General features: G+C 64.8%; 20 protein-coding genes and 1 pseudogene. 10 read left to right on the forward strand and 11 right to left on the reverse strand.

Translation table 11 applies throughout. The features are described from left to right. Positions 1–51 precede the first annotated feature (51 nt). Positions 52–369 carry an Mpo1-like protein gene (locus tag G3574_RS18455; protein ID WP_163966418.1) on the forward strand — a complete coding sequence of 106 codons (318 nt, stop codon included), beginning with the start codon at positions 52–54 and terminating at the stop codon, positions 367–369. Here the strand turns inward: G3574_RS18455 and G3574_RS18460 are convergent. The 3 genes from G3574_RS18460 to G3574_RS18470 all read right to left on the reverse strand — a co-directional run bounded on the left by G3574_RS18460 (position 347) and on the right by G3574_RS18470 (position 4,768). Beyond that, the gene (locus G3574_RS18460; protein WP_163966421.1) at positions 347–1,651 is read right to left on the reverse strand and encodes an amidohydrolase family protein; all 1,305 of its coding nucleotides are present in this window, start codon (positions 1,649–1,651) and stop codon (positions 347–349) included. The two genes, G3574_RS18455 and G3574_RS18460, sit on opposite strands and share 23 nt — an antisense overlap. 101 nt (positions 1,652–1,752) lie before the next feature. Beyond that, complete coding sequence (locus tag G3574_RS18465; RefSeq protein WP_163966424.1) at positions 1,753–2,124, reverse strand: response regulator; 372 nt, start codon at positions 2,122–2,124, stop codon at positions 1,753–1,755. A gap of 157 nt (positions 2,125–2,281) precedes the next feature. Continuing rightward, positions 2,282–4,768, reverse strand: a complete 2,487-nt coding sequence (locus tag G3574_RS18470) for an ATP-binding protein (RefSeq protein WP_163966427.1) — start codon at positions 4,766–4,768, stop codon at positions 2,282–2,284. Positions 4,769–5,086: 318 nt separating this feature from the next. On the opposite strand from G3574_RS18470, the gene G3574_RS18475 reads away from it, so the two are divergent. Both G3574_RS18475 and G3574_RS18480 read left to right on the forward strand, forming a co-directional pair. After that, the gene (locus G3574_RS18475) at positions 5,087–5,893 is read left to right on the forward strand and encodes an EAL domain-containing protein (protein ID WP_235953509.1); all 807 of its coding nucleotides are present in this window, start codon (positions 5,087–5,089) and stop codon (positions 5,891–5,893) included. A gap of 80 nt (positions 5,894–5,973) precedes the next feature. Continuing rightward, on the forward strand, positions 5,974–6,678 hold the full coding sequence (locus tag G3574_RS18480) for a glutathione S-transferase C-terminal domain-containing protein (protein WP_163966431.1): 705 nt from the start codon (positions 5,974–5,976) through the stop codon (positions 6,676–6,678). Between the two features lie 25 nt (positions 6,679–6,703). On the opposite strand, the gene G3574_RS18485 is transcribed toward G3574_RS18480, so the two are convergent. Then, positions 6,704–7,963, reverse strand: a complete 1,260-nt coding sequence (locus tag G3574_RS18485) for a GGDEF domain-containing protein (RefSeq protein ID WP_163966434.1) — start codon at positions 7,961–7,963, stop codon at positions 6,704–6,706. 310 nt (positions 7,964–8,273) lie between these two features. Here G3574_RS18485 and G3574_RS18490 point away from each other — a divergent pair, with 310 nt between their 5' ends. Then, positions 8,274–9,059 carry a transporter substrate-binding domain-containing protein gene (locus G3574_RS18490; RefSeq protein WP_163966436.1) on the forward strand — a complete coding sequence of 262 codons (786 nt, stop codon included), beginning with the start codon at positions 8,274–8,276 and terminating at the stop codon, positions 9,057–9,059. Between the two features lie 39 nt (positions 9,060–9,098). Here G3574_RS18490 and G3574_RS18495 read toward each other — a convergent pair whose 3' ends face one another. Beyond that, positions 9,099–9,629, reverse strand: a complete 531-nt coding sequence (locus G3574_RS18495) for an Lrp/AsnC family transcriptional regulator (RefSeq protein WP_163966440.1) — start codon at positions 9,627–9,629, stop codon at positions 9,099–9,101. A 160-nt stretch (positions 9,630–9,789) separates the two neighbouring features. On the opposite strand from G3574_RS18495, the gene hppD reads away from it, so the two are divergent. From hppD to G3574_RS18515, 4 genes are all read left to right on the forward strand, one after another. Beyond that, positions 9,790–10,866 carry a 4-hydroxyphenylpyruvate dioxygenase gene (gene hppD / locus G3574_RS18500; RefSeq protein ID WP_163966442.1) on the forward strand — a complete coding sequence of 359 codons (1,077 nt, stop codon included), beginning with the start codon at positions 9,790–9,792 and terminating at the stop codon, positions 10,864–10,866. Positions 10,867–10,888: 22 nt separating this feature from the next. Continuing rightward, a complete protein-coding gene (locus G3574_RS18505) occupies positions 10,889–11,437 on the forward strand; it encodes a VOC family protein (RefSeq protein WP_163966445.1) in 549 nt (182 codons plus the stop codon). 15 nt (positions 11,438–11,452) lie between these two features. After that, positions 11,453–12,730, forward strand: a complete 1,278-nt coding sequence (fahA, locus tag G3574_RS18510; RefSeq protein ID WP_163966447.1) for a fumarylacetoacetase — start codon at positions 11,453–11,455, stop codon at positions 12,728–12,730. Between the two features lie 189 nt (positions 12,731–12,919). Then, positions 12,920–15,298 carry a hybrid sensor histidine kinase/response regulator gene (locus tag G3574_RS18515; protein WP_163966450.1) on the forward strand — a complete coding sequence of 793 codons (2,379 nt, stop codon included), beginning with the start codon at positions 12,920–12,922 and terminating at the stop codon, positions 15,296–15,298. 26 nt (positions 15,299–15,324) lie between these two features. Here G3574_RS18515 and G3574_RS18520 read toward each other — a convergent pair whose 3' ends face one another. Continuing rightward, the gene (locus tag G3574_RS18520; RefSeq protein WP_163966453.1) at positions 15,325–15,966 is read right to left on the reverse strand and encodes a cysteine hydrolase family protein; all 642 of its coding nucleotides are present in this window, start codon (positions 15,964–15,966) and stop codon (positions 15,325–15,327) included. Positions 15,967–16,085: 119 nt separating this feature from the next. Here G3574_RS18520 and G3574_RS18525 point away from each other — a divergent pair, with 119 nt between their 5' ends. Next, a complete protein-coding gene (locus G3574_RS18525; RefSeq protein WP_163966455.1) occupies positions 16,086–17,072 on the forward strand; it encodes a GlxA family transcriptional regulator in 987 nt (328 codons plus the stop codon). Between the two features lie 35 nt (positions 17,073–17,107). Here G3574_RS18525 and G3574_RS18530 read toward each other — a convergent pair whose 3' ends face one another. After that, complete coding sequence (locus G3574_RS18530) at positions 17,108–17,959, reverse strand: universal stress protein (protein WP_163966457.1); 852 nt, start codon at positions 17,957–17,959, stop codon at positions 17,108–17,110. 197 nt (positions 17,960–18,156) lie between these two features. On the opposite strand from G3574_RS18530, the pseudogene G3574_RS18535 reads away from it, so the two are divergent. Further along, a pseudogene (locus G3574_RS18535) lies at positions 18,157–19,280 on the forward strand (DSD1 family PLP-dependent enzyme). A gap of 217 nt (positions 19,281–19,497) precedes the next feature. On the opposite strand, the gene G3574_RS18540 reads toward G3574_RS18535, so the two are convergent. The 4 genes from G3574_RS18540 to G3574_RS18555 form a co-directional block, all read right to left on the reverse strand. Beyond that, complete coding sequence (locus G3574_RS18540) at positions 19,498–19,968, reverse strand: cupin domain-containing protein (protein WP_163966460.1); 471 nt, start codon at positions 19,966–19,968, stop codon at positions 19,498–19,500. 79 nt (positions 19,969–20,047) lie between these two features. Continuing rightward, on the reverse strand, positions 20,048–21,268 hold the full coding sequence (locus G3574_RS18545) for a CaiB/BaiF CoA transferase family protein (protein ID WP_235953510.1): 1,221 nt from the start codon (positions 21,266–21,268) through the stop codon (positions 20,048–20,050). A 32-nt stretch (positions 21,269–21,300) separates the two neighbouring features. Next, positions 21,301–22,077 (reverse strand): enoyl-CoA hydratase/isomerase family protein, encoded by a 777-nt coding sequence (locus tag G3574_RS18550; protein ID WP_163966463.1) that lies wholly within the window; start codon positions 22,075–22,077, stop codon positions 21,301–21,303. A 217-nt stretch (positions 22,078–22,294) separates the two neighbouring features. Continuing rightward, positions 22,295–23,575 carry an MFS transporter gene (locus G3574_RS18555; RefSeq protein ID WP_328804810.1) on the reverse strand — a complete coding sequence of 427 codons (1,281 nt, stop codon included), beginning with the start codon at positions 23,573–23,575 and terminating at the stop codon, positions 22,295–22,297. Between the last annotated feature and the right edge of the window lie 37 nt (positions 23,576–23,612).

Raw genomic sequence — 23,612 nt, forward strand, 5'->3', positions numbered from 1 at the left:
GCTAACTTCCCATGGGACACATTCTGCATGTTCCGCATGGGAGGCGATGGCATGAACAGCAAGACGAGCGGGGACGCGATGACGTTTGCACAATACTATGAGTCCTACCTGCTGGAGCATCGCAATCCGACGTGCAGGCGTCTTCATTTCACCGGCACCACGCTGGAAATCGCCTGCCTGGCGCTGTGGATATTGACCGGCAAGACATGGCTGCTTCCCGCGGCGTTCGTCCTGGGCTACGGCTTTCCCTGGATCGGCCATCTCGTCTTCGAAAAGAACCAGCCGACCACATTCCAGCATCCGCTTTATTCCTTCATGGGAGACTGGCGCATGTACTGGGAAACACTCACGAGGCGTCGCCCGTTCTGACCACCCGGTGATGCTCGGCTAGCCGGAAGTCGGTAACGGCGGGCCGCCCCGGCAAGCGCAGTTCCGCCTGTTGCGCCGGCGAGCTGGCGATCACCTTGCCGCGCCGGATCACATGGCGCCGGCTTGCGCGCAGGCGAATCGCTTCCACGGTGCTCGATGCGTCCAGGATGACAAGGTCGGCGTGGCAGCCCAGGGCGATCCCGTAGCCTTCCAGCCCGAGGATGCGCGCCGGCGTTTCGGTCACGGCCAGGAAGCTCGCGTGCATGCCCTGCTGGCCGGTCATCTGCGCCACATGCAGGCCCATGTGCGCCACTTCCAGCATGTCGCCGGAGCCGAGGCCGTACCACGGGTCCATCACGCAATCGTGACCGAAGGCGACGTCGATGCCCGCCGCCATGAGCTCCGGCACGCGGGTCATGCCGCGCCGTTTCGGATAGGTGTCGTGCCTGCCCTGGAGCGTGATGTTGATCAGCGGATTGGCAATCGCGGCCACGCCGGCTTCCTTCATCAGGGGCAGCAGCTTGCTGACGTAGTAGTTGTCCATGGAATGCATGGACGTCAGGTGCGATCCCGTGACGCGGCCCTGCATGCCCAGCCGCTGCGCCTGGCATGCGAGGGTTTCGATGTGGCGCGACATCGGGTCGTCGCTTTCGTCGCAGTGCATGTCGACGCGGTAACCCTGTTCGGCCGCATACTCGCACAGCAGGCGGACCGACTCGGCGCCGTCGGCCATGGTGCGTTCGAAGTGAGGAATACCGCCGACCACGTCCACGCCCATGGCCATGGCGCGCCTCAGGTTGTCGAAGGCGCCGGGGCTGCGCAGCAGGCCGTCCTGCGGGAAGGCCACGAGCTGCAGGTCGAGATAGGGCGCGACCCGGCGCTTCACCTCCAGCAAGGCGCCGACCGCCAGCAGGCGGTCATCGCAGACATCCACGTGGCTGCGGATGGCGAGCAGTCCGCGGGCAACCGCCCAGTCGCAATATGCCAGGGCACGCTCCATGATCGCTTCCTGCACCAGCGTCGGCTTGAGCTCGCCCCAGAGAGCGATGCCTTCCAGCAGCGTGCCGGACTGGTTGACGCGCGGCAGTCCGTAGGAAAGGGTGGAGTCCATGTGGAAATGCGCATCCACGAAGGGCGGGGTGACGAGCTGGCCGTTGGCGTCGATCTCTTCCGCGCCCTGCGCCGGAAGGCGCGGCGCGAGTGCGGCGATGCGTCCCTGGTCGATGCCGATGTCGGTGCGGGTGCCATCCGGGAGGACGGCGCGTCGGATGATGAGTTCCATGCAGGGATTCGTGAGGTCAAAGGCCCAGCATACCCTGTCGCGCCGCGGCATGCGCGCCGCATGGCGGGCGTCAGTTCAATTCCGTGGCGGAAGGCGAAGCCTCAGGCGGCATCGCAATGCTCGTGCGCGAGGTTGATGAGCTCGTGGATGTTGACCGGCTTGCGCATCAGCACGCATCCGTATTTCTTGTCGACGTCAGCAGTATCGGCCGCCGCGGAAACGACCACGATCGAGGTGCGGTAATCGAGGAAGCGTTCATCCTGCAGCGCTTCGAGGAATTGCCAGCCATTCATCACCGGCATCATGAGATCGAGCAGGATCAGGCAGGGTTCGCCGGCGCTTTGTATCCGCTCCAGTCCTTCTCTTCCATTGGCGGCGGTCAATACCTTGAATCCGCTGATTTCAAGCAGGTCCTTCAGCGTTTCCCGCAAATCCGGCTCATCCTCGATGATCAGAATGGCTTTACATTTCATGTCGTTGTCGTTTCCCGTGATTCCGGGAGTAAACATAATCAAAGCATGATGCTTGATACAAACATTATTAATCTCGACCTATCGCAACAAAATCCCTGTTGCTACGAATTTTCCGGGACGGCTCGCCCCGGCCCTCCGGCGGACCTCGCCGCCGGATTCATGCCGCTTCCTGCCGCCGCGAGCTTGCCCGGCTGGGCAGCCTGACGCGGAAGGTGCTGCCCCGTCCCGCATCCGACTCGACCGCGATGCTTCCTTCCATGGCGTCAAGGATTTCCTTGACCAGCGTAAGGCCGAGGCCGACGCCCGGGATGCTCTTCCGGTGCAAGGGTTCAAGCTGCTCGAACGGCTGGAAAATGCGGTGAAGGTCTTCCGCAGGAATGCCTATCCCTGTATCGAAGATTTCGATGGTGTGCCACTGGTTCCCGGCGCCGACGCGCGCGATGACCGCGCCGGTGCGGGTGAACTTCAATGCGTTCGACACCAGGTTGCTGACGATCACCCGCAGCAGCCTCGGATCGCATTCGAGTGGCGGCAGGCTGGCATCGGGCAGGTCGAAGACGAGTTCGACGTTATCCGGCACGCTGCCCGCATGATCTTCGACGACTTCCTGCACCAGTTGCACGAGATCGATGGTATCCCTGCGTACCGACAGCTGCCCGCTTGACGCCCGCACATATTGCAGCAAGCCTTCGATCAGCGCGGACATCTGGCTGGCGGCGCGGGACAGGCGCTCCACCCGATGCAGATGGCGCGCGGAAACGCCTTCCTTGCCACCCCCCGGTTCGGCCAGCAGGCCGGCATTGAGCTGGATCGTGGTGAGTGGCGTGCGCAATTCATGGGAAATCATGCCGAGGAAGCTGCTCTTGACGGTGCTGGCACGCTCGGCCTGTTCGCGCGCGACTTCGGCGGTGTCGAGGGCCACCCGAAGCTGCCGGGTGCGGACGCCGAGTTCGCGCGCCATCTGCACCAGGTCGCCCGAGGTGCCGGCGAGTTCTTCGCGCAGCGCATCCGCCACCAGCTTGTGGGCGAGCAGGTTGTGCGCCCGCGCCACCAGTTCCTGCGGGACGAAGGGCTTGATGAGGTAATCCTGCGCCCCGCCCCGCAGCAGATCGATGCGCTGCGCGTCGTCGGAACGGGCGCTCAGCAGCAGGATGGGCACCGCGTCGAAATCCTTGTCGGCGCGCAAGGCATGCACGAGCTGGTCGCCGCTCATGCGCGGCATCATGATGTCGGTGATGATCAGGTCGGGCCGCAGGGCGGCGGCTTCCAGCAAGCCTTCGCGGCCGTCGGCGGCGGTGATGACGTTGCAGCCTTCGAGCGTCGCGGCGATGAAGCCGCGCATCTCGGCGTTGTCTTCCACCACCAGCACCTTCGGCTGCCCGGGCGCCATGATCGGCGTTGGATAGTTGGCGGTGCCGTCGGTGGCGACCGGCAGGGAGGTCAGGGCCAGCGTTTCGCCGACCGCGACCTCGTCATGGCTGCGGTCTTCCACCGGGCTGCCGGACGGCGCATGGCGCGGCAGCTCGACGATGAAGCGCGCACCCTGTCCCGGGCGGGATTCGACATGGATGGATCCATGATGTAGCTCGACGATTTCCCGCGCGATTGCCAGGCCCAGGCCGGTGCCGCCATGGTGCCGGGTGGCGCTGTCGTCGACCTGGCGGAAGCGCTCGAAGATCGTCGCCTGGTCTTCGGTCGGGATGCCCGGGCCGTTGTCCTCGGCCAGCAAGCGCACGCTCCGGTCGTCGGCTTCTAGGGATAGCCGGATGGCGCCGCCGTCCGGCACAAATTTGAAGGCATTCGACAGCAGGTTGTTCACGACGCGTTCCATCAGGTCCGCGTCCGCCTCCGCGACCAGCGTGTCCGGACGGTCGACCCGGAAATCGAGGTTGCGCGCGCCGGCAGCCACCTCGAACTGCGACGCCAGGCGGCCCAGCCAGGATGACATGTCGAAGCGCAGGAAGCGGGTCTGCATGCGTCCGGCCTCCAGCTTCGAGACATCGAGCAGGTCGTTGACCTGTTTCAGCAGGGCCTTGCCGTTGCGGCTGATGCTCGTGAGCATCTTGCGCTGCTCGTCGTCGAGCCGGTTGTCGTCAAGCAGGCGTTCCGCGGGGCCGAGGATGAGCGTCAGCGGCGTGCGCAACTCATGCGATACATTGGCGAAGAAGCGCGACTTCGCCTCGTCGAGTTCCTTGACCCGCGCGTACAAGGCTTCCAGCTCGGCATGGGCGCTTTCGAGATGGATGCGCCTTTCTTCCGACAGCCGCGCCGCGTTGACGACTTCCTCCACCTGCGGCCGGACGAACACCAGGCCGATCGCGGTGGCCACCGAGGCGACGGCCGTCGCCGCCTTGACCAGGCCATCGAGGACGTAGTCCGGGTTCCACACCGTCCAGACGGACATGAAGTGGGTCATGCCGCACAAGCCGATGAAGAGGCCGAAGGCGATGAATACCGGGCTGAAGGGCAGGCGGATTCGCCGCACCAGGATGTAGAGGATGAACGAGATGCCGACGTAGGCAGTGCCGATCAGCAGATCCGAGATGACGTGGGTCCAGAGGATGCTCGGGATCCACAGGTAACAGTGACCATGGGGCATGAAGGACGAGCTGCGGGCAGACAGGTCGAACAACCAGGAGGGCATGCGGAACCTCGGCAGGTAGGGATGGACAAGGCGGAAGCACGACCGTACCCCCGCCTCCAAGCGTAAGGACGTTATACCAGATTCACAATATTGGACAGGGGGTGGCTTTGCGCGGTGCCGGAAAGCGGTTGAGGGCTGCATGCAGCGTTGTCATTTTGAAAATATAATTGAGATGTCGCAAGGTTTGGGTGAATACCCGCGGAGGGTGCACGATTCCGGCGCATCGTCGCTGGACGCTTCCGAGATTCTTAGTTACATTTTGGAAACACTATTGATCCGTCCCAAGGGACGCCAATGCCGACCGGTCTGGGAGCCGCCATGCTGATGGAAAAAGTCGTACCGCTGGTGAATCCGGCCGCCCCGGGCAGCCGACCCGTTCCGGCCAGGTCGGGATGCGCCGGATGCCGCACCGATCATCCTCTTGAATTCGACTTCGAATATGCCTTCCAGCCGATCGTGAACGTGCGCACGCGCACCGTGTTCGCGCATGAGGCGCTGATCCGCGGACCGCAGGGCGAACCGGCCGAAACCGTGCTCTCGCGGGTCAATGACGGCAACCGCTACCAGTTCGACCAGGCTTGCCGGGTGAAGGCGGTGGCTACCGCGGCCCGGCTCGGCATGACGAGCTACCTTTCCATCAATTTCCTGCCGAACGCGGTGTACCGCCCCGAAGCCTGCATACAGAGCACCCTGAAGGCGGCGAAGGAGCATTCCTTTCCGCATGAAAAGATCATCTTCGAAGTGACCGAAAGCGAGAAGGTGTTCGACAAGGCGCACCTGCTGAACATCTTCCGCAAGTACAGCGACCTTGGCTTCAAAACGGCGATCGACGATTTCGGCGCCGGCTACTCCGGGCTGGGCCTGCTGAGCGACTTCCAGCCATCCATCCTCAAGCTCGACATGGACCTGATCCGGGGCATCGACCGCAGTCCACCGCGCCAGGCGATCGTCAAGGGCGTGCTGCTCACCAGCCGGCTCATCGGCACCCAGGTCGTCGCGGAAGGCGTGGAAACGCCCGAGGAACGCGACTACCTTCGCGAGATCGGCGTCGAGCTGATGCAGGGCTTCCTGTTTTGCCGGCCCGCCTTCCAGGGCCTGGGCGAGATCGCCGCCGACGCCTGGTAATGCGCGGCTTGCCGGCAAGCGGAAAGTCCGCCGCGCCGGTATATTGACGGATTGTCCATGATCCCCGCGAAGGAAGACGCATGCACGATCTGTCAGGCTTTCCCATCACCCGCAAATGGCCGGCCCAACATCCCGACCGCCTGCAGCTGTACTCCCTGCCGACGCCCAATGGCGTGAAGGCGTCCATCATGCTGGAGGAAACCGGCCTGCTCTACGAGCCACACCTGGTCAGCTTCGAGCGCAACGACCAGATGTCGCCGGAATTCCTCTCCCTGAACCCCAACAACAAGATTCCCGCCATCCTCGATCCCGACGGCCCCGGCGGCAAGCCGCTCGCCCTGTTCGAGTCGGGCGCGATCCTGATCTACCTCGCTGAAAAGACGGGCCGCTTCCTGCCCGCCGATCCGGCGCGGCGCTACGAAGCCATCCAGTGGCTGATGTTCCAGATGGGCGGCATCGGCCCGATGTTCGGCCAGCTCGGCTTCTTCCACAAGTTTGCCGGCAAGGACTTCGAGGACAAGCGTCCGCGAGACCGCTACGCGAGCGAGTCGAAACGCCTGCTCGGCGTGCTGGAAACACGGCTTGCCGATGGACCGTGGCTGATGGGCGACGACTATTCCATCGCCGACATCGCGACCTTTCCCTGGGTGAGGAACCTCGTCGGATTCTATGGCGCGGGCGAGCTCGTGGAATTCGGCAGCTTCCCGAGGGTCGGCGAAGCGCTGGAGCGTTTCGTGAACCGGCCGGCTGTGCAGCGCGGCCTGCAGATCCCCGCCCGCGACTGACCCGCGCGGCAGGCGGTCCCGCGGCCTAAGCCGGGAAGCTGCTGGCGGCCGCGGCCGGTACTGACCCGGCATCCCCTGCAGCCGGGCTGGCGTCGGCCAGGACGGCGCGGTTGCGTCCGCCGCGCTTGGCATCGTAGAGCGCCTTGTCCGCAAGCTGGTAGAGCAGGCGGCCGGAGTCCGGGGCACCCAGCACGCCAAGCGCCATGCCGAGGCTCACCGTGACCACCGGGCTGCCCGGCGTGCCGCCGTGCCGTATGCTGAGCGTCTCGATGCTCAGGCGGATGCGTTCGCCCGCCTGCTCGATGCTGCGCCGGTCGCATTCCGGCATCAGGACCGCGAATTCTTCGCCGCCGAGACGGGCGACCACGTCCATGCCGCGCCGGACCTGCGCTTCGATCGTTTCCCCCACCCGGCACAGGCAGGCATCTCCCTCGAGATGGCCGTGCAGGTCGTTGAAGGCCTTGAAATTGTCGATGTCGATGATGAGCATGCCGACCGGCAGGTGGTGCATGGCGGTATCCGCGCGCAGCCTGTCCATCGCCTTGTCGAACTGGCGGCGGTTGCCCAGCTTGGTCAGCGGATCGGTGTGCGAGATCAGCGTCAGCATCTGGTTGTGCTCCTGCATCGTCTCCGCCCTCAGTTTCTCGCGCAGCATCAGCAGGTAGGAGCGCCGCTCGCTTGCCTCCAGGCGGAAGCCGGCGGCCAGCGTGAACAGCCCGGTCGACGCGCCGACCATCATCACGAACACCTTCAACACGCCGTGCATCTCGGTCGAGAGCGACAGGAAGACCGCCACCAGGACGAGGTTGAGGCAGGTCGACGCCAGGGCGAACGGAAAGCGCAGCGAAAACACGATGTTCCCGCCGAGGATGATGAGGCCGAAGGAAAACGGGTCGAACATCGCTTCGGGCGAGGTCGACAGCAGGAACAGGACGTTGGACAGGCACATCGAGATCACCACGCTGGCGCTCATCATCGATTCGCGAAACGCCGGTCGCAGGTTGCCGCGGTGGAGCAGGGCCAGCACCAGCAGGCCGATGGGCGTCATCACGCCGAGGCGCAGCAGCAGGGAAAGGCCGAATATCTCGGGCCGGATGCCCAGGTCGTTGATCAGGAAGGCGTCATAGACGGCGATGGCGATCGCGCCGCTGATGAGAAGCATGCGCTCGCGCTGGCGGCATGTATCGGTCTCGAAGCGAGCCTCCAGCGCGGGCTCGAAGGCGAGCGCCAGTCCGCGCCGCGACAGGGCGCGTTCCACGCGGTCGATCATCGTCAAGCCAGACATGGCAGGCCCCGCTGGATCTTGGCCGGCGGGGCGAGGCGGTTTGCTTGTGGCAGGAGGGACAGCGTCATGGCTCACCTCAATTGCTTTTTGGCAACAAGCAACGAGTGTAACGCGGATTATTCTTGCCTGCAGGAAAAAAGCAAGGCGGCTTGCGCGATCTCATGGACAGCTAGGTTTCAAGATTTTTTGGAACTATCGGCAATGGCGCAGTTAAACCAGGCATGGCGCGGGCTCCCGCCCCGCGCGAACACCATGTCCGGCAAGACGACAGGATAGAATGGCTGGCAACAACGACAAGATGAGAGACAACATGAACAAAACGATCCTTGCCATCGCCCTGGCCGCCGTCTTGCCGGCCTTGCCCGCCCATGCCGAGGCATCCCGCCTCGACGACGTCATCAAGAGCGGCAAGCTGCGTGTCTGCACCACGGGGGACTACAAGCCGTTCACTTACCTTGCTGCCGACGGCAGCAACAATTTCGAAGGCATGGACATCGACATGGCACGTTCCCTGGCCAAGGCGCTGGGCGTGGAAGCGGTGTTCGTGAAGTCGTCGTGGCCGACGCTGATGAACGACTTCCTCGAGAAATGCGACATCGCCATGGGCGGCGTTTCCATCACCCTGGAACGGCAAAAGAAAGCGGCCTTCTCGCAGTCCCACATGGTGGACGGCAAGTCGCCCATCGTGCGCTGCGCCGATGCACAGAAGTTTTCTTCCTTCGAGGCGATCGACCAGCCGGGAACGCGTGCCATCGTCAACCCCGGCGGCACCAACGAACGCTTCGCGCGCGCGAACTACAAGCGCGCCACCCTGACCGTGCATCCCGATAACGTCACAATCTTCGAAAAGATCGTCCGCGGCGAAGCCGACGTCATGGTGACCGACGCCAGCGAAACCCGCTGGCAGGCGAAGCAGCATCCCGAACTGTGTCCCGTCAATCCCGACAAGCCGCTGCAATACGCGGAGAAGGCCTACATGCTGCCGCGCGGCGACGTGCCGATGAAAGCCTTCGTCGATGCATGGCTCAACCTGATCGAGCACAACGGCGAATACCAGGACGTGTTCGGCAAGTGGCTCGGCAAGGGCGGGAAGTAAAGGGGGAAAGTGAGCAAGCGCGGGTCGGGCCGAAGGGAATCACCGGTTGAACACAAGCCGCCGCTCGGTCTGCGCCGGCTGGGTGATGTGGTCCAGCGGCAGGACGTGCGTGCCTTTCACCTTCTTGAGGGTGATGGTGGACTTCACGTTGATCACGCCCGGCAGGCGCAACAGTTTCTTCATCATGAAATCCGAAAACGTGGCGAGGTCGGGCGCCACGACGCGCACGATGTAATCCGACTCGCCGGTAACCGAGATGCATTCGAGCACCTGCGGCATGTCGGTTACCGCGCGTTCGAAGGACTCGGCGTGGCTGTCCCCATGGCGGTCCCCGTGGCGGCCGAGCGTGACGAAGGTGAACGCCTCAACGCCGAGGCCGACGATTTCCGCGTTGAGCAGGGCGGCGTACTGGCCGATGACCTGGGCCTCTTCCAGGCGCTGGATGCGCCGGCTGACTTGCGAAGTGGAAAGATGAATTTTCTCGCCGATGGTCCCGTTGGTCGCGCGTCCGTCGCGTTGCAGGGCATTGAGAATCTCGAGGTCGTAGCGGTCTACCTGGATGGATGACATCGTTGTGCTCAGATTTGTATTTTGATGCACATTTTATGCGTAAAGTCAGGAAGAGCAAGCCAAATTCGCTCAGTATTTGCGATCGGCATGCACTAACATACAAGAATTGACTCCGCAGATTCCCGCCCGGCGGGCCACTCATTCAACAAGGAAACATGCCATGTCCGAGATCGATTTCAATCCCATGGGCCTGATGGGCTTCGAATTCGTGGAATTCGCCTCGCCGACGCCGAACGTCCTCGAGCCGGTGTTCGAAAAGATGGGCTTCACCAAAGTGGCCATGCACCGATCCAAGGAAGTGGCGCTCTACCGCCAGGGCAACATCAACTTCATCATCAACAACGAACCCCACAGCCAGGCCGCGTACTTCGCCGCCGAGCACGGCCCCTGCGCCTGCGGCATGGCGTTCCGCGTGAAGGATTCCCACAAGGCCTATGCCCGCGCGCTCGAACTCGGCGCCCAGCCGGTCGAGATTCCCACCGGTCCGATGGAACTGCGCCTGCCCGCCATCAAGGGCATCGGCGGCGCGCCGCTCTACCTCATCGACCGCTTCGACGAAGGCAAGTCCATCTACGACATCGATTTCGAATTCCTGCCCGGCGTGGACCGCAATCCCCGGGGCTTCGGCCTGAAGGTGATCGATCACCTGACCCACAACGTCTACCGCGGTCGCATGTCGTTCTGGGCGAAGTTCTACGAGCACCTGTTCAACTTCCGCGAGATCCGCTACTTCGACATCAAGGGCGAGTACACCGGCCTGACCTCCAAGGCCATGACGGCGCCGGACAACATGATCCGCATCCCCCTGAACGAGGAGTCCAAGCAGGGCGGCGGCCAGATCGAGGAATTCCTCATGCAGTTCAACGGCGAAGGCATCCAGCACATCGCGCTGCTCACCGACGACCTCAAGGCTACCCTGGACGAGCTCAAGCTTGCCGGCTCGCCTTTCGTTCCCGCCCCGCCGAACACCTATTACGAGATGCTCGACGAGCGCCTCCCCGGCCACGGTGAAAACATCGACCAGCTCAAGACCCGCGGCATCCTGGTCGACGGGTCCACGCAGGATGGCGACAAGCGCCTGCTGCTGCAAATCTTCTCCGCGCCGGTATTCGGCCCGGTGTTCTTCGAATTCATCCAGCGCAAGGGCGACGAGGGCTTCGGCGAAGGCAACTTCAAGGCGCTCTTCGAATCGCTGGAGCGCGACCAGATCCAGCGCGGCGTGCTGACGCCGGCCTGATGCCAACAACGGAGACATGACCATGAAACTCGACCGCATCCATCACGTCGCCTACCGCTGCAAGGACGCGAAGGAAACCGTGCTCTGGTACCAGAAAATGCTGAACATGGATTTCGTGCTGGCGATCGCCGAAGACCATGTGCCGTCCACCGGCGCCTTCGATCCCTACATGCACATCTTCATGGACGCGGGCAACGGCAACGTGCTGGCCTTCTTCGAGCTGCCGCAGCAGCCGGAGATGGGCCGCGACCCGAATACCCCGCAGTGGGTGCAGCACATCGCCTTCAAGGTCAAGGACCGCGCCGAGCTGCTCGAATTCAAGGAGCACCTCGAGAAGAACGGCGTGGACGTGCTTGGCGTGACCGACCATGGCATCTTCCATTCCATCTATTTTTTCGACCCGAGCGGCCACCGCGTCGAGCTGGCCTGCCCGGACCCGGAAGAGGAGGCACAGCTCGCCAAGCTCAACGAGGTGAAGTGGGACATGCTGGAGGAATGGTCGAAGACCAAGCGCGCGCCGCGGCACGCCGCCTTCCTGCACGAAAAACAGCTTGCCGCCGCCAAGGCTTGAGGAACAGAGGACCGCATGGACAAGACGCATGATCCCGCATTGACGAGCTGGGTAGCCTCGGCCAACGATCCGGCCACCGATTTTCCGATCCAGAACCTGCCTTATGGCCGCTTCCGCCTCCAGGGCGACGGCGCATGGCGCGTCGGCGTGGCCATCGGCGACCAGGTCCTCGACCTGTCCGCGGCGCGCTTCGACGCACTCGGCGGCCAGCCCTGCGCGAGCATGGAATCGCTCATGGCGGCCACGCCGGCGCAGCGCCGGGCCCTGCGCGCCGAGCTGTCGGAGGCACTGCGCGACGGCAGCAAGCGCGCCGGCGAACTGCGCGGCGCGCTGCATGCGCAAGCCGCCGTCGAGCTCGGGCTGCCCTGCCGCATCGGCGACTACACCGACTTCTACACCGGCATCCATCATGCGACCACGGTGGGCAAGCTCTTCCGTCCGGACAATCCGCTGCTGCCCAACTACAAGTGGGTGCCGATCGGCTACCACGGCCGCGTCTCTTCCATCGGCATCAGCGGCCAGCAGTTCCACCGGCCGCGCGGCCAGCTCAAGGCGCCCGACCAGGAAACGCCCAGCCTGCAGCCGAGCAAGCGGCTCGACTATGAGCTCGAACTCGGCATCTTCGTCTGCGCCTCCAATGCGCTCGGCGAGCCGGTGGCCATGGAGCAGGCGGAGGATCACATCTTCGGCCTGACCCTGCTCAACGACTGGAGCGCCCGCGACGTGCAGGCCTGGGAATACCAGCCGCTCGGCCCCTTCCTGTCGAAGAGCTTCGCCACCACGCTCTCTCCGTGGGTCGTCACCCTTGACGCGCTCGCGCCCTACCGCAAGCCTTTCCGCCGGCCGGAGGGCGACCCGCAGCCGCTGCCGTATCTCGATTCGCCGTTCAACCGCGAATGCGGCGCCATCGACATGGTGCTCGAGGTCTGGCTGCAGACGCCCGCGATGCGGCAGGCCGGCCAGGGGCCGCAGAAGCTGATGTCGTCGAACTTCACCGATGCCTACTGGACGGTCGCGCAACTCGTGGCGCACCACACCGTCAATGGCTGCAACCTGCAGCCGGGCGACCTGCTCGGATCGGGAACGATTTCCGGTCCGCAGGCCGGGCAGGGCGGATCCCTGCTCGAACTGAGCTCGGGCGGCAAGACGCCGCTGGTGCTCGCCAACGGCGAACGGCGCACCTTCCTCGAAGATGGCGACACCGTCAGCCTGCGCGCCTATTGCCAGGGCGAGGGACTGCGCCGGATCGGCCTGGGAGAATGCGTGGGCACCGTGCTGCCGGCGCGTACCTGACCGGCAGACCTTCGTCATGCAACCCTCCACGCGTCGATCGCGTGGAGGGTTTTTCTTTTCCGGTCCCGGCATTGCGCTTACTCAATGCGACAAGCATCAAGGCGCGGGTGTTCAACCACCGCGCATTCCGGGTTACCCTTGGCCTTGAAGAAAAACATCTTTCCCTGGACACCGATCAGGACTTTCTCCATGGACATCAAGAACACCGATGACGCTTCGCTCGACCCGCGAACCAGCGAGGCGCTCGTTGCCGCGCAAAAGGTGCAGCTCGCGCTCGAGGCCGGCGCGATCGCGGGCACCTGGGACTGGGACCTCGTCACGGGGCTCATCACGGTCGACGAATGTTTTGCCGAGAGCTTCGGCATCGATCCGGCGCTCGGCCGCACCGGACTGCAGATGGAAGAGGTCATCGCGACGGTTCATCCGGACGACCTGCCCGGCTTGCGTATCGCCATCGAGGAAGGCATCCGCCGCGGCGGTCCCTATAGCCGCGAATACCGCGTGCGCAGCAGGGACGGCGTCTACCGCTGGATCGAGGCTAACGGCCGGGTGGACCATGCGCCTGATGGCACGCCGGTGCGCTTCCCCGGCGTGCTGCTCGACATCGGCCGCCGCCGCGCGGTGGAAGCCGAGCGCGACCGCGCCATGCAGCTGCTGCGCGCCTTCGTCGACGCGGTGCCCGGCGTGGTCTATGCCAAGGACCGCGAAGGCCGGCTGCTCGTGGCCAACCACGGCGTCACCGAGCTCGTGGGCATGCCGCCCGAATCCTATCTCGGCAAGACCGACATGGAATTCCTCGACAACAAGGAACAGGCTGCCGCGGTCATGGCCACCGACCGGCGCATCATGGAAAGCGGCGCTGTGGAATTCATCGAAGAGCAGGTGGATTTTCCCGATGGCCGCCGGGCGGTGTGGCTGTCCACCAAGGCGCCGTTCCGCGATGGCGAGGGCAAGGTCATCGGCCTCGTCGGCGCATCGCTGGACATCACCGCCCGCAAGGAAGCCGAAGCGGCCTTGCGCGAGCGTTCGGAGCAGCTGGCCCGTGCACAGGCCAGCCTCGACATGGCCTTGTCCGCAGGCCGCATGGGCGTGTGGGAATATGCGCCCCTGACCGGCGAGACCCACTGGAGCGGGCAGCTTTTCGACCTTCTCGGCTTGCCCGCCTCCGCCGACGGACGCGCCCGCAGCGAGACGCTCATGGAAATGATCCATCCCGAGGACCGGGTCGGCGTGGACGTGGCACTGGCCAAGTCGCTGCGCGACGGCACCGACTTCGATGCCGAGATGCGCATCGTGACCGCCGAAGGCCACGTGCGCTGGCTGATGAGCCGCGGCCGGGTATTGCGCGACCATGCCGGACACCCGTCGCGCATCGTCGGTATCAACGTCGACATCACGGAGCGAAAGGAGACCGAGCAATCCCTCCTCGACACAGACCGCCGGCGCAATGAATTCCTCGCCATGCTCGGGCATGAACTCCGAAACCCGCTCGCGCCGATCGTCTACGCGGTCGATCTGATGGAAATCGGCGGCGGGCAGGTCGAACGGCATCATGCCGCCCTGCAGATCATCCGCCGCCAGACCGAGCACATGGCGCGCCTGGTCGACGACCTGCTGGAAGTATCGCGCGTCACCCAGGGCCGCATCGAGCTGCGCAAGGAAAACATCCTCGTCGCCCTGCCTGTATTCTCCGCGATCGAAAGCGTTCGCCCGCTCCTGCGCGAACGCGACCAGGCGCTTGAAGTGGACGTGGCGCAGGACGTCGACCTCACCGCGGACCAGGCAAGGCTGACCCAGATCATCGCCAACCTTCTCAACAACGCCTCGAAATACACCCAGCCCGGCGGGCATATCCAGGTGCGCGCCCGCGCCACGGGCGAGGACAAGCATTGGGTCGAGATCGAAGTGTCCGACGATGGCCCGGGGATCGACCCGGAACTCCTCCCGCGCATCTTCGACCTGTTTTCGCAAGGCACGACGACGCTGGATCGCTCGCGAGGCGGCCTCGGCCTGGGGCTGGCGCTGGTCAAGCGCCTGGTCGAACTCCATGGCGGCCGGGTCCACGCAAAAAGCGCCGGGCCGGGGACCGGGTCCTGCTTTACCGTCTGCCTGCCGCGCACCGAACGGCGCCAGGCCATGCGCGGCATGGCGGTAGGCCTGCCGGCGCGGCCCGTGGTGGCGCCGACCACCATCCTCGTGGTCGACGACAATCCCGACGCCATTGCCATGCTGTCCATGCTTTTGGAAGCGGACGGCCACCGGGTGGCGCAGGCCAGGGACGGCGAGCAGGCGCTTGCCGTCGCGCGCGCATTCCTGCCGCGCGTGGTCCTGCTCGATGTCGGATTGCCCAGGATCGACGGCTGGGAAGTCGCGCGCCGGCTGCGCGCCGATCCGCAGACCGCCGGCGCGGTGCTCATTACCGTTTCGGGTTATGGACAGGCCAGCGACCTGAGCCACAGCAAGGAAGCCGGGCTCGACGACCACCTCCTCAAGCCGGTCAGCCTGGAAACGGTTTACACCTCGATCGCGGCCTGCCTCGAGCGGCGCAACGCGGGATCGGCCGCCTGAAGGAAAGGCCGCGACATCATGCCGGGTCAGGCGGCCTGCGCCGCCTTTGACGCCGTCGCCCGCTGGTTGGACAGATAGACGTTATCCTGCCCCAGAGCCTGTCCTTCCCGCGCGGCGGCAATCCAGTTTTCCGTGGACGCGACCGCCGCGAAGTTGGAATGGAACACCGTGCAGAACACCCGGTGGATTTCCTCCGCGCTCGCCTTGCCGGCCGCGTTCTCGTAGGGCAGCGAGCCGGTGGCATCCTGCAGGAGTTCCACCTTCAGGCCCGCATGGGACGCATGGAAGATCGTCGCCGCGTCGCAGTTGTGCGTCATGTAGCCGGCGATGGCGAGGGTATCGATGCCGTGCGAGGACAGCCACGCCGCCAGGTCGGTCCCGGTGAAGGCGCTGGCCATCGATTTCATGACATGGTGGTCGGCGGGACGCCGCGCCACTTCCTCATGGAGCTGCCAGTTGCGCGATCCCCTGGCAAAAACCGGCGCGGTCTCGGGCAGGTCGTGCTGGACCACGATCACCGGGATGCCGGCGGCGGATGCCGCGTCCATGGCCCGCCCGATGTTGGGCAGCGATACCGACACGGGCGGATGCTCGATCCTGAGGCTGCCGGTGAAATATTCGTTTTGCACATCGATGACGAGCAGTGCGCGCCTGGGTGATGACGACATGGCTTTCTCCTGGAGGTGGGTGGGTCGGCAGGGAAATCTCTCCCCGATGGCCGCCATTGTCGGCCGGTTCGCCGCCTGACGGCAGTGGCCCGAAGGCCATCTTCCGCTACAATCGGGCCATGCCATCCCCATCCTCAAGCACCCGCCCCGGACCCACGCGGATTGCCGTCGTCGCCTTCGACGGCATCACGCCTTTTCACCTGTCCGTGCCATCGCTGGTCTTCGGCAAGCTGAACGACCCCGAGGGCAAGCCCCTCTTCGACGTCTTCGCCTGTTCCATGGACCCGTCACCGATACGGACTTCCGCCGGCTTCGGCATCGCCATCGACGCCGACCTGTCTGCCCTGGCCGGCGCGGACATCGTGATGATGCCCACTTGGCACGATGACTGCCGCAAGGCGTCGCCGATTCTGCTCGACGCCTTGCGCGCCGCGCACGCGCGCGGCGCGCGCATGGTCGGCTTGTGCCTCGGCGCCTTTCCCCTGGCCGAGGCCGGCCTGCTCGACGGCAAGCCGGCAACGACGCACTGGGCGGCGGCCGGGCTGCTGGCCACGCGCTTTCCTAAGGTGAAGGTGGACCGGGACGTCTTATACATCGCCGACCCGGATGTGCTGACCTCGGCCGGCGTTGCGGCGGGACTGGATTGCTGCCTGCACCTGTTGCGGGAGCTGTGCGGAGCCGAGACGGCCAACCGCGTTGCCAGGCGGCTCGTCGTTGCCCCGCACCGGCAGGGAGGACAGGCCCAGTTCATCGAGCGGCCCGTTCCCGCCTCGCACAGCGACAACCGGTTTTCCCTGGTGCTGGATTGGGTCAACGGCCGCCTCGCGGAGGAACACAGCATCGATGCGCTCGCCCGGCGCGCGGCCATGAGCCGGCGCAACTTCACGCGCCACTTCAGGCAGGCGACCGGCATGTCGTTCAAGCAGTGGCTGCTCGCCCAGCGGCTGGGGCATGCGCAGCGCATGCTGGAGAACAGCGATGCGTCGATCGATGTCGTGGCCGCGGAAGCAGGGTTCGGCACGGCGATCTCGCTGCGGCAGCATTTCAAGACGGCGTTCCGCACGACGCCGTCGGCGTACCGGGTGTTTTTCCGGCAGGGGGGCTGAGTCGTCAAGGCGCGCGGAAGAACCGCGCGTCCCGCCTAATGCGACATCAAAACCGGCACCGTCATCGTCTCCAGCACGGTCCGCGTCACCCCGCCGAGCAGGATCTCGCGGAAGCGCGAATGTCCATAGCACCCCATCACGATCATGTCCGAACCCAGATCGGCCGCGAGAGACAGCAGGGCGTTTCCGGTATCCACTGGCGTCGACACCCGGCGCACCTCTACCTGGATGTCATGGCGCGCCAGGTAAAGCGCGATGTCGTCGCCGGCCTGGGCGCCATGCTTGCTGCCCGACTTCTCCGGATTGAAGACCGCCACGTCGACGACCTTCGCCGACTTCAGCAAGGGCAGGGCGTCGCCCAAGGCGCGGGTGGCGGCGGTGCCGGCATCCCAGGCGATCAGGGGACGGCGGCCGACGGTCTCGAACCGGCCCGCGAAGGGAACGATCAGGGTGGGGCGGCCGGAGTTGAGCACCACGTATTCGGGAAAGTCCGGCTGCAGGGCGCCCGCGTTGTTTTCCGGGTCGAACTGGGAGATCACCGCCAGGTCGCTGTAGCGCGCCCGCAAGCTGATGGCCGACGCCGCGTCATCGTTGAACAGCGTCGCTTCGTGGCTGCGGACGTCGGCATTGCGCACGATCCGGTCGAAGGATTCCAGCGCTTGCTCCGCGCGCGCGCGCAGCGCGACGCCGGCCTGCGACAGGTACTGGCTGGCGGTTGCGTCCAGATAGCCGATGGCGCCGGCGTCGTCGCTCATGCGGGTGATGCCGGTGGCTGCGCAGCCTGCCAGGTGGGCATGCTGCTGCGCGGCGATCGTGGCCGCCAGGCGGATGCGCATCTCGGCAGCAGGTGAATTGTCGACGTGGACCAGCACGGTCTTGTATGTCATGTAAGCCTCCCGATGGTTGTGTCAGGACGCAAGCGGATGTCTTGCATCGATGAATCACAGCTTACTGAGCCGGCCCCTGCCGTGTATTTGATCTGAGTCAAAAATTGCCGGGACCGTCCGGACCCGGCCAGGCGCCGCGCGGCAGAGCGCGCCGCGCGGAGTAGAATCGGCGCTGACCACACCCATCCGGAATCAAGATGAACGATCAACTATTGCCGCCCGCGGCCACGCCAGGTCAGCGACTCGACAGCGTCGACACGCCGGCGCTGCTGCTCGACCTCGACGCCTTCGAGCACAACCTCGACCTCATGCAGAAGGCGGCGCAATCCGCCGGGCGCCACCTGCGTCCCCATGCCAAGGCGCACAAGTGTCCCGCGATCGCCATGCAGCAGGTCGCGCGCGGTGCGGTCGGCATCTGCTGCCAGAAAGTCAGCGAAGCCATTCCCTTCATCAAGGCGGGCGTCGATGACATCCACATCAGCAATGAAATCGGCAGTCCGCGCAAGGCGGCGCTGCTCGCCGCCTTGCGCGGCAGGCCAGCATCAGCGTCTGCGTCGATGATGCGGTCCAGGTAGCCTGGCTGCAGGACGCGCTCGTGCAGGCGGATGCGCGACTGCAGGTGCTGATCGAGGCCGACGTCGGGCAGGGCCGCTGCGGCGTCGCGGACGCCGACGCCTGCCTGCGCCTGCTCGATGCCATCTCGGGCTGCGACAGGCTGGCGTTCGCCGGCCTGCAGGCTTACCAGGGCGGGGTGCAGCACGAGCGCAGCCATGCCGCCCGGCGCGACGGGGCGGCGCGCGCCGCGGAACGCGCGGCCGTCTTCGTCCTCGCCATCGAGCATGCCGGCCAGGCTTGTCCCATCGTGACGGGAGGCGGCACCGGCAGCGCGGAATTCGACCTGCACAGCGGCGTGTACACCGAGGTGCAGCCGGGATCTTACGTCTTCATGGATGCGGACTACGGGAGCAACGACTGGTCCGGGGCGCTCAGGTTCGAGCACAGCCTGTTCATCGCCGCCGGCGTGATGAGCCGCGCGCGTCCAGGGCGCGTGGTCGTGGATGCCGGATTGAAGTCGGTCGCGGTGGACAGCGGCCTGCCCCGGGTATTTGGCAGGGAAGGACTGGTTTACTTGCAGGCGAACGATGAGCATGGCATCGTCTCGGTCGATGCGGGCACGGCCGCGCCTGAATTGGCGGACATGCTGATGCTCGTTCCCGGGCACTGCGATCCGACCTTGAATCTGTACGATGAATTGATCGGGTTCCGCGACGGGGTGGTGGAAGCGGTATGGCCGGTTGCGGCGCGGGGGATGAGTCGGTGAAGGGAGGGTGCCGTCCTTCCCGCGCATCTCCGCCATTCCCGCCCACCTCTGTCATTCCCGCGAAGGCGGGAATCCCATCTCGCGTTTCTCCGGACAACCAAAATGGGATTCCCGCCTTCGCGGGAATGACAGACGCAAGTGCAGACGAATGACAGGTGCAGATGCAAGCGCAATCGCAAACGACCGGCGCTGCCGCGAACGAAGGAAATGATCTCTTCTACTGCACAAATACCACATCATCCTTGGGCTGCAGCGGAATCTTGATCGCCAGCGCCTTCACCGGCCCGTTGCTGACGATCGTGCCGGCATGCGCCGTGCCCTTCGGAATGATGATCAGGGTGCCCGGCTTGAATTCCTTCCGCTCGCCGCCGAGCCACATGGCGCCGCTGCCTTCGATGATGTACTGGATCTCGTCCGTCTTCGGATGGATATGCTTGGCCACGTTCCCCGATTGCACCGCGATGGTGGCGTTGTCGGTGGTGACGAGCGGGCGGTTGTTCATCTCGGGATTCGGCGTGCGTGCAAGATCGTCATGCTTCAGCGCCATCAGGTCGATCATTGCCGGCGCGAGCGGTGCGCCCTCGGCATGCGCGCCCGGCAGGACATGGGATAACAGGGGAGAGGCCACGACCCCGGCGAGGAAGGCGCCGGCGATGGAAAAGCTGATGACAACCTTGGATTGACGCATGCTGATTCCTTTCGTTGACGAATCGGGATGAAGACATCGGATGGACCGGGCCAGGGGACGGCCCGGTTCAGTGATGATTCTATACCTCTTCGATCACGCCTTCGGCGACGAACCTGTCGATCTCGGCGTCGCTGAAATCGTATTCCCTGAGCAGTTCGCGCGAATGTTCGCCGAGCATCGGCGCATGGCGGGTGATGCGGGTCGGCGTGTCGGAAAAATGCACCGGGCAGCCCAGCGCCTTGGTCGCGCCCGCCTGGGGATGCTCGAGGTCCACCACCATGTTGCGGGCGAGTGTCTGCGGATGGCTGAGCGCTTCGCCGATGGTATTGACCGGCCCCACCGGCACGCCGGCCGCGTCGAAGGCGGCGATCCACTCGTCGCGCGTGCGCGTGCGCAGCACCGCGGCCATGTCGCCGGTGAGCGCCTGCAGGTTCTGCATGCGCATGCTGTTGTCCTTGAAGCGCGGATCCTCGCGCCACTCCGGATGTCCCAGCACTTCGGCGATGCGTTCCCAGTTCGCCTGGTTGGCGCCGCCGATGTTGATCCAGCCGTCGCTCGCCTCGAAGGCCTGGTAGGGCGCGGTCAGGAGGTGCGCCGATCCGGTCGGTCCCACCGACTGGCCGGTGGCGAAATAGATCGCCGCGTGCCAGTAGGTCTGCTGGATCGCGGCTTCCATCAGCGAGGTGTCGACGACCTGGCCTTTTCCGGTCTTGAGCTTGTGCGCGTAGGCGGCCAGGATGCCGACCACCGCGAGAATGCCGGCATTGATGTCTGCGATCGAGTTGCCGGTCTTGACCGGCGGACCGCCGGGTTCGCCGGTGATCGACATCAGGCCGGAAAAGCCTTGCGCGATGAGGTCGAAACCGCCCTTGTCGGCGTAGGGGCCGTCCCGGCCGTAGCCGGACACCGAACAATAGATCAGGCCCGGGTTGACTTCCTTGAGAACCTCATAGCCGAGGCCGAGCTTCTCCAGGGTGCCGCGCCGGTAGTTTTCGGTCAGCACGTCCGCGTTCTTCACCATGCGCAGCAGGATGTCGCGTCCGCTCGCATGCTTGAGGTTGAGCGCGATGCCGCGCTTGTTGCGGTTGAGGATCATGAAGGGCGCGGATACGCCGTTGACGCGCGGCTCGCGGTAGCCGCGCGAGTCGTCGCCGCCGGGCAGCTTTTCCACCTTGATGACGTCGGCGCCCATGTCGGCGAGCATCATGCCGCAGGTCGGGCCTGCCATGATCTGCGCAAGCTCGAGCACGCGCATGCCGGCCAGCGGGCCGGGGTGGGGTTCTTTCTGCGGAGTTGTCATTGTCTGTCGGTCGGAATATCGGAATGCGTGATTCAGGAGCCGGTCCATTCCGGCCGTTTCTTTTCGAGGAAGGAGGTCACGCCGATCTTGAAGTCGCGGCTGCCGTAACACAGGCGCACGAGGTCGTCGCCCTCCGGCACGGATTCGGCAACGACACGCCGTATGGCTTCCTTGGATACCTTGAGCGTGACCGGCGCGAGCCTGGAAAGGTGCTTGCATATTTCCTGCACCTTGGCGTCGAGTTCATCCTGTTCGGCGAGGACGGTAACGAAGCCCGATTGGGCAGCCTCCTGCGCGGAAATCATGTCCGCCATCAGGAGCATGCGCTTGGCGCGCGCCACGCCCAGCGCCGCGACCACGCGCGCGGTGTTGGCCATGGACAGGCAGTTGCCCAGCGTGCGGGCGATCGGCAGGCCGAAGGAAGACTTCGGCGTGGCGATGCGGAAGTCGCAGGCGGCGCTGATCGCCAGTCCGCCGCCGATCGCCCAGCCGTCGATGATGGCGACGGTCGGCATGGGCAGGCGTTCGATCTGGCCTATCCTTTCATCGATGACCTTCTCATAGGCAATGCCGTCCTCGCCGCTCTGGAAGGACTGGAACTGCTCGATGTCGGTGCCGGCGACGAAGGCTTCGCCGCCCGCCCCCCGGAAGGTAACGACACGGATGTCGGCGCGGCCGGCGAGTTCGTTGCAGATGCGGCCCATTTCCTCGTACATCGCCCAGGTCATCGCGTTGCGCGCCTCGGGGCGGTCGATCAGGATGGAAGCAACGTTGTCCTGGATGGTCAGATGAACGCGGCCGGTGCTCATTGGGAGGTCCTGGTGAAAGTCATTGGTGGGAAGAGAGTCGTTATCGTCGCCTTTGTCATTCCCGCGAAGGCGGGAATCCCGTTTCGGTCGTCCGGAGAAGCGCGCAATGGGATCCCCGCCTGCGCGGGGATGATAGAAGCAAGCGGGGATGATGTTGTTAGTCGAATGCGCAGCTTGGCGCCCGGGATGCCTAAGCATCCCGGGCGCCATTCCATCATCAGGCCGAAGCCGGCCGGGGCTGCAGGGGTGCATGCAGCGTTTCATCGAACTTCTTGTCCGGACGCATGGCGAAGGCGACGATAGAGCCGAGCACCATCAGCGCCATCGATACGATGAAGGGCAGCTCCCAGTTGCCGGTCTTGTCGATCAGCAGTCCGCCGACCACCGGGCTGAGGATCGCGGCCAGCGCGGAACCGGTATTCATCATGCCGCTCGCGGTGCCCGAGAATTTAGGCGCGATGTCCATCGGGATGGACCACATCGGGCCGATGGTGAATTCGATAAAGAAGAAGCCGAGGCTCAGGCAGATCGCCGAGATCACCAGGTCGTGCACGAACATCAGCGGAACCAGCGAGGCCAGGGTCAGCAGCATGCAGATCACCACGAGGTTGCGGCGGGCGGTGTTGAGGCTGCCGGTCTTCTTCAGCAGGTGGTCGGACACGATGCCGCCGAGCGCATCGCCGATCACGCCGGCGAAGAAGACGCCTGCGGAAAAGATCGCCGACTTCTTGAGGTCCAGGTTGTAGCTGTGCAGGAAGTACTGCGGAATCCAGCTCAGGAACAGCCACAAAATCCAGCCGTAGCAGAAGTAGGTGATCGTCACGGGCATCATGCGCTTGAACAGCGGCATCCATGGCACCTTGGGACGGTCCTTGAAATGGCCGTATTCAGGCAGCTTGGCCAGCTCTTCCTTCGTGATGTTCGGATGGTCCGCCGGGTTGTCGCGGAATGCCCATGCCCACCATGCCACCCAGACCAGGCTCACACATCCGAGGACGACGAAGGACCCGCGCCAGCTGGTGGAGGCGATCAGGGCCACGACCAGCGGCGGAGTGACGGCATTGCCGACGCGGGCGAACGCGTGGGTGATGCCTTGCGCAAAGCCGCGCTTGTCGGGCGAGGTCCAGTTGGCCATGGCGCGCGTCGCGGTCGGGAAGGTCGCGCCTTCGCCGAGGCCGAGCAGCATGCGGGCGACGATCAGCGAGGCGAAGCCGCCGACCAGGCCGGTCAGGATGGTCGAGCCGGCCCAGATGATGGCGCAGACGGTCAGCGTCTTGCGCGGACCATACTTGTCGCCCAGCCAGCCGCCGATGATCTGGAACACGAGGTAGGGATAGGCGAACGCCGAGAAGACGAATCCGAGCTGGGTCTTGCTCAGGCCGAATTCCTTGCCGAAGTCCGCCGCGGCGGTGCTGACGTTGACGCGGTCAACATAGGTGATGAAATACATGACGCACAGCAGGATTAGCACGTGCGTGGTCGCGCGAGTGAGTTTCACGTTGTCTCCTCAATGGAAAGATATGCTTGCCGGCCCT

Source organism: Noviherbaspirillum galbum (assembly GCF_010974945.1).
Lineage (GTDB): Bacteria > Pseudomonadota > Gammaproteobacteria > Burkholderiales > Burkholderiaceae_D > Noviherbaspirillum > Noviherbaspirillum galbum.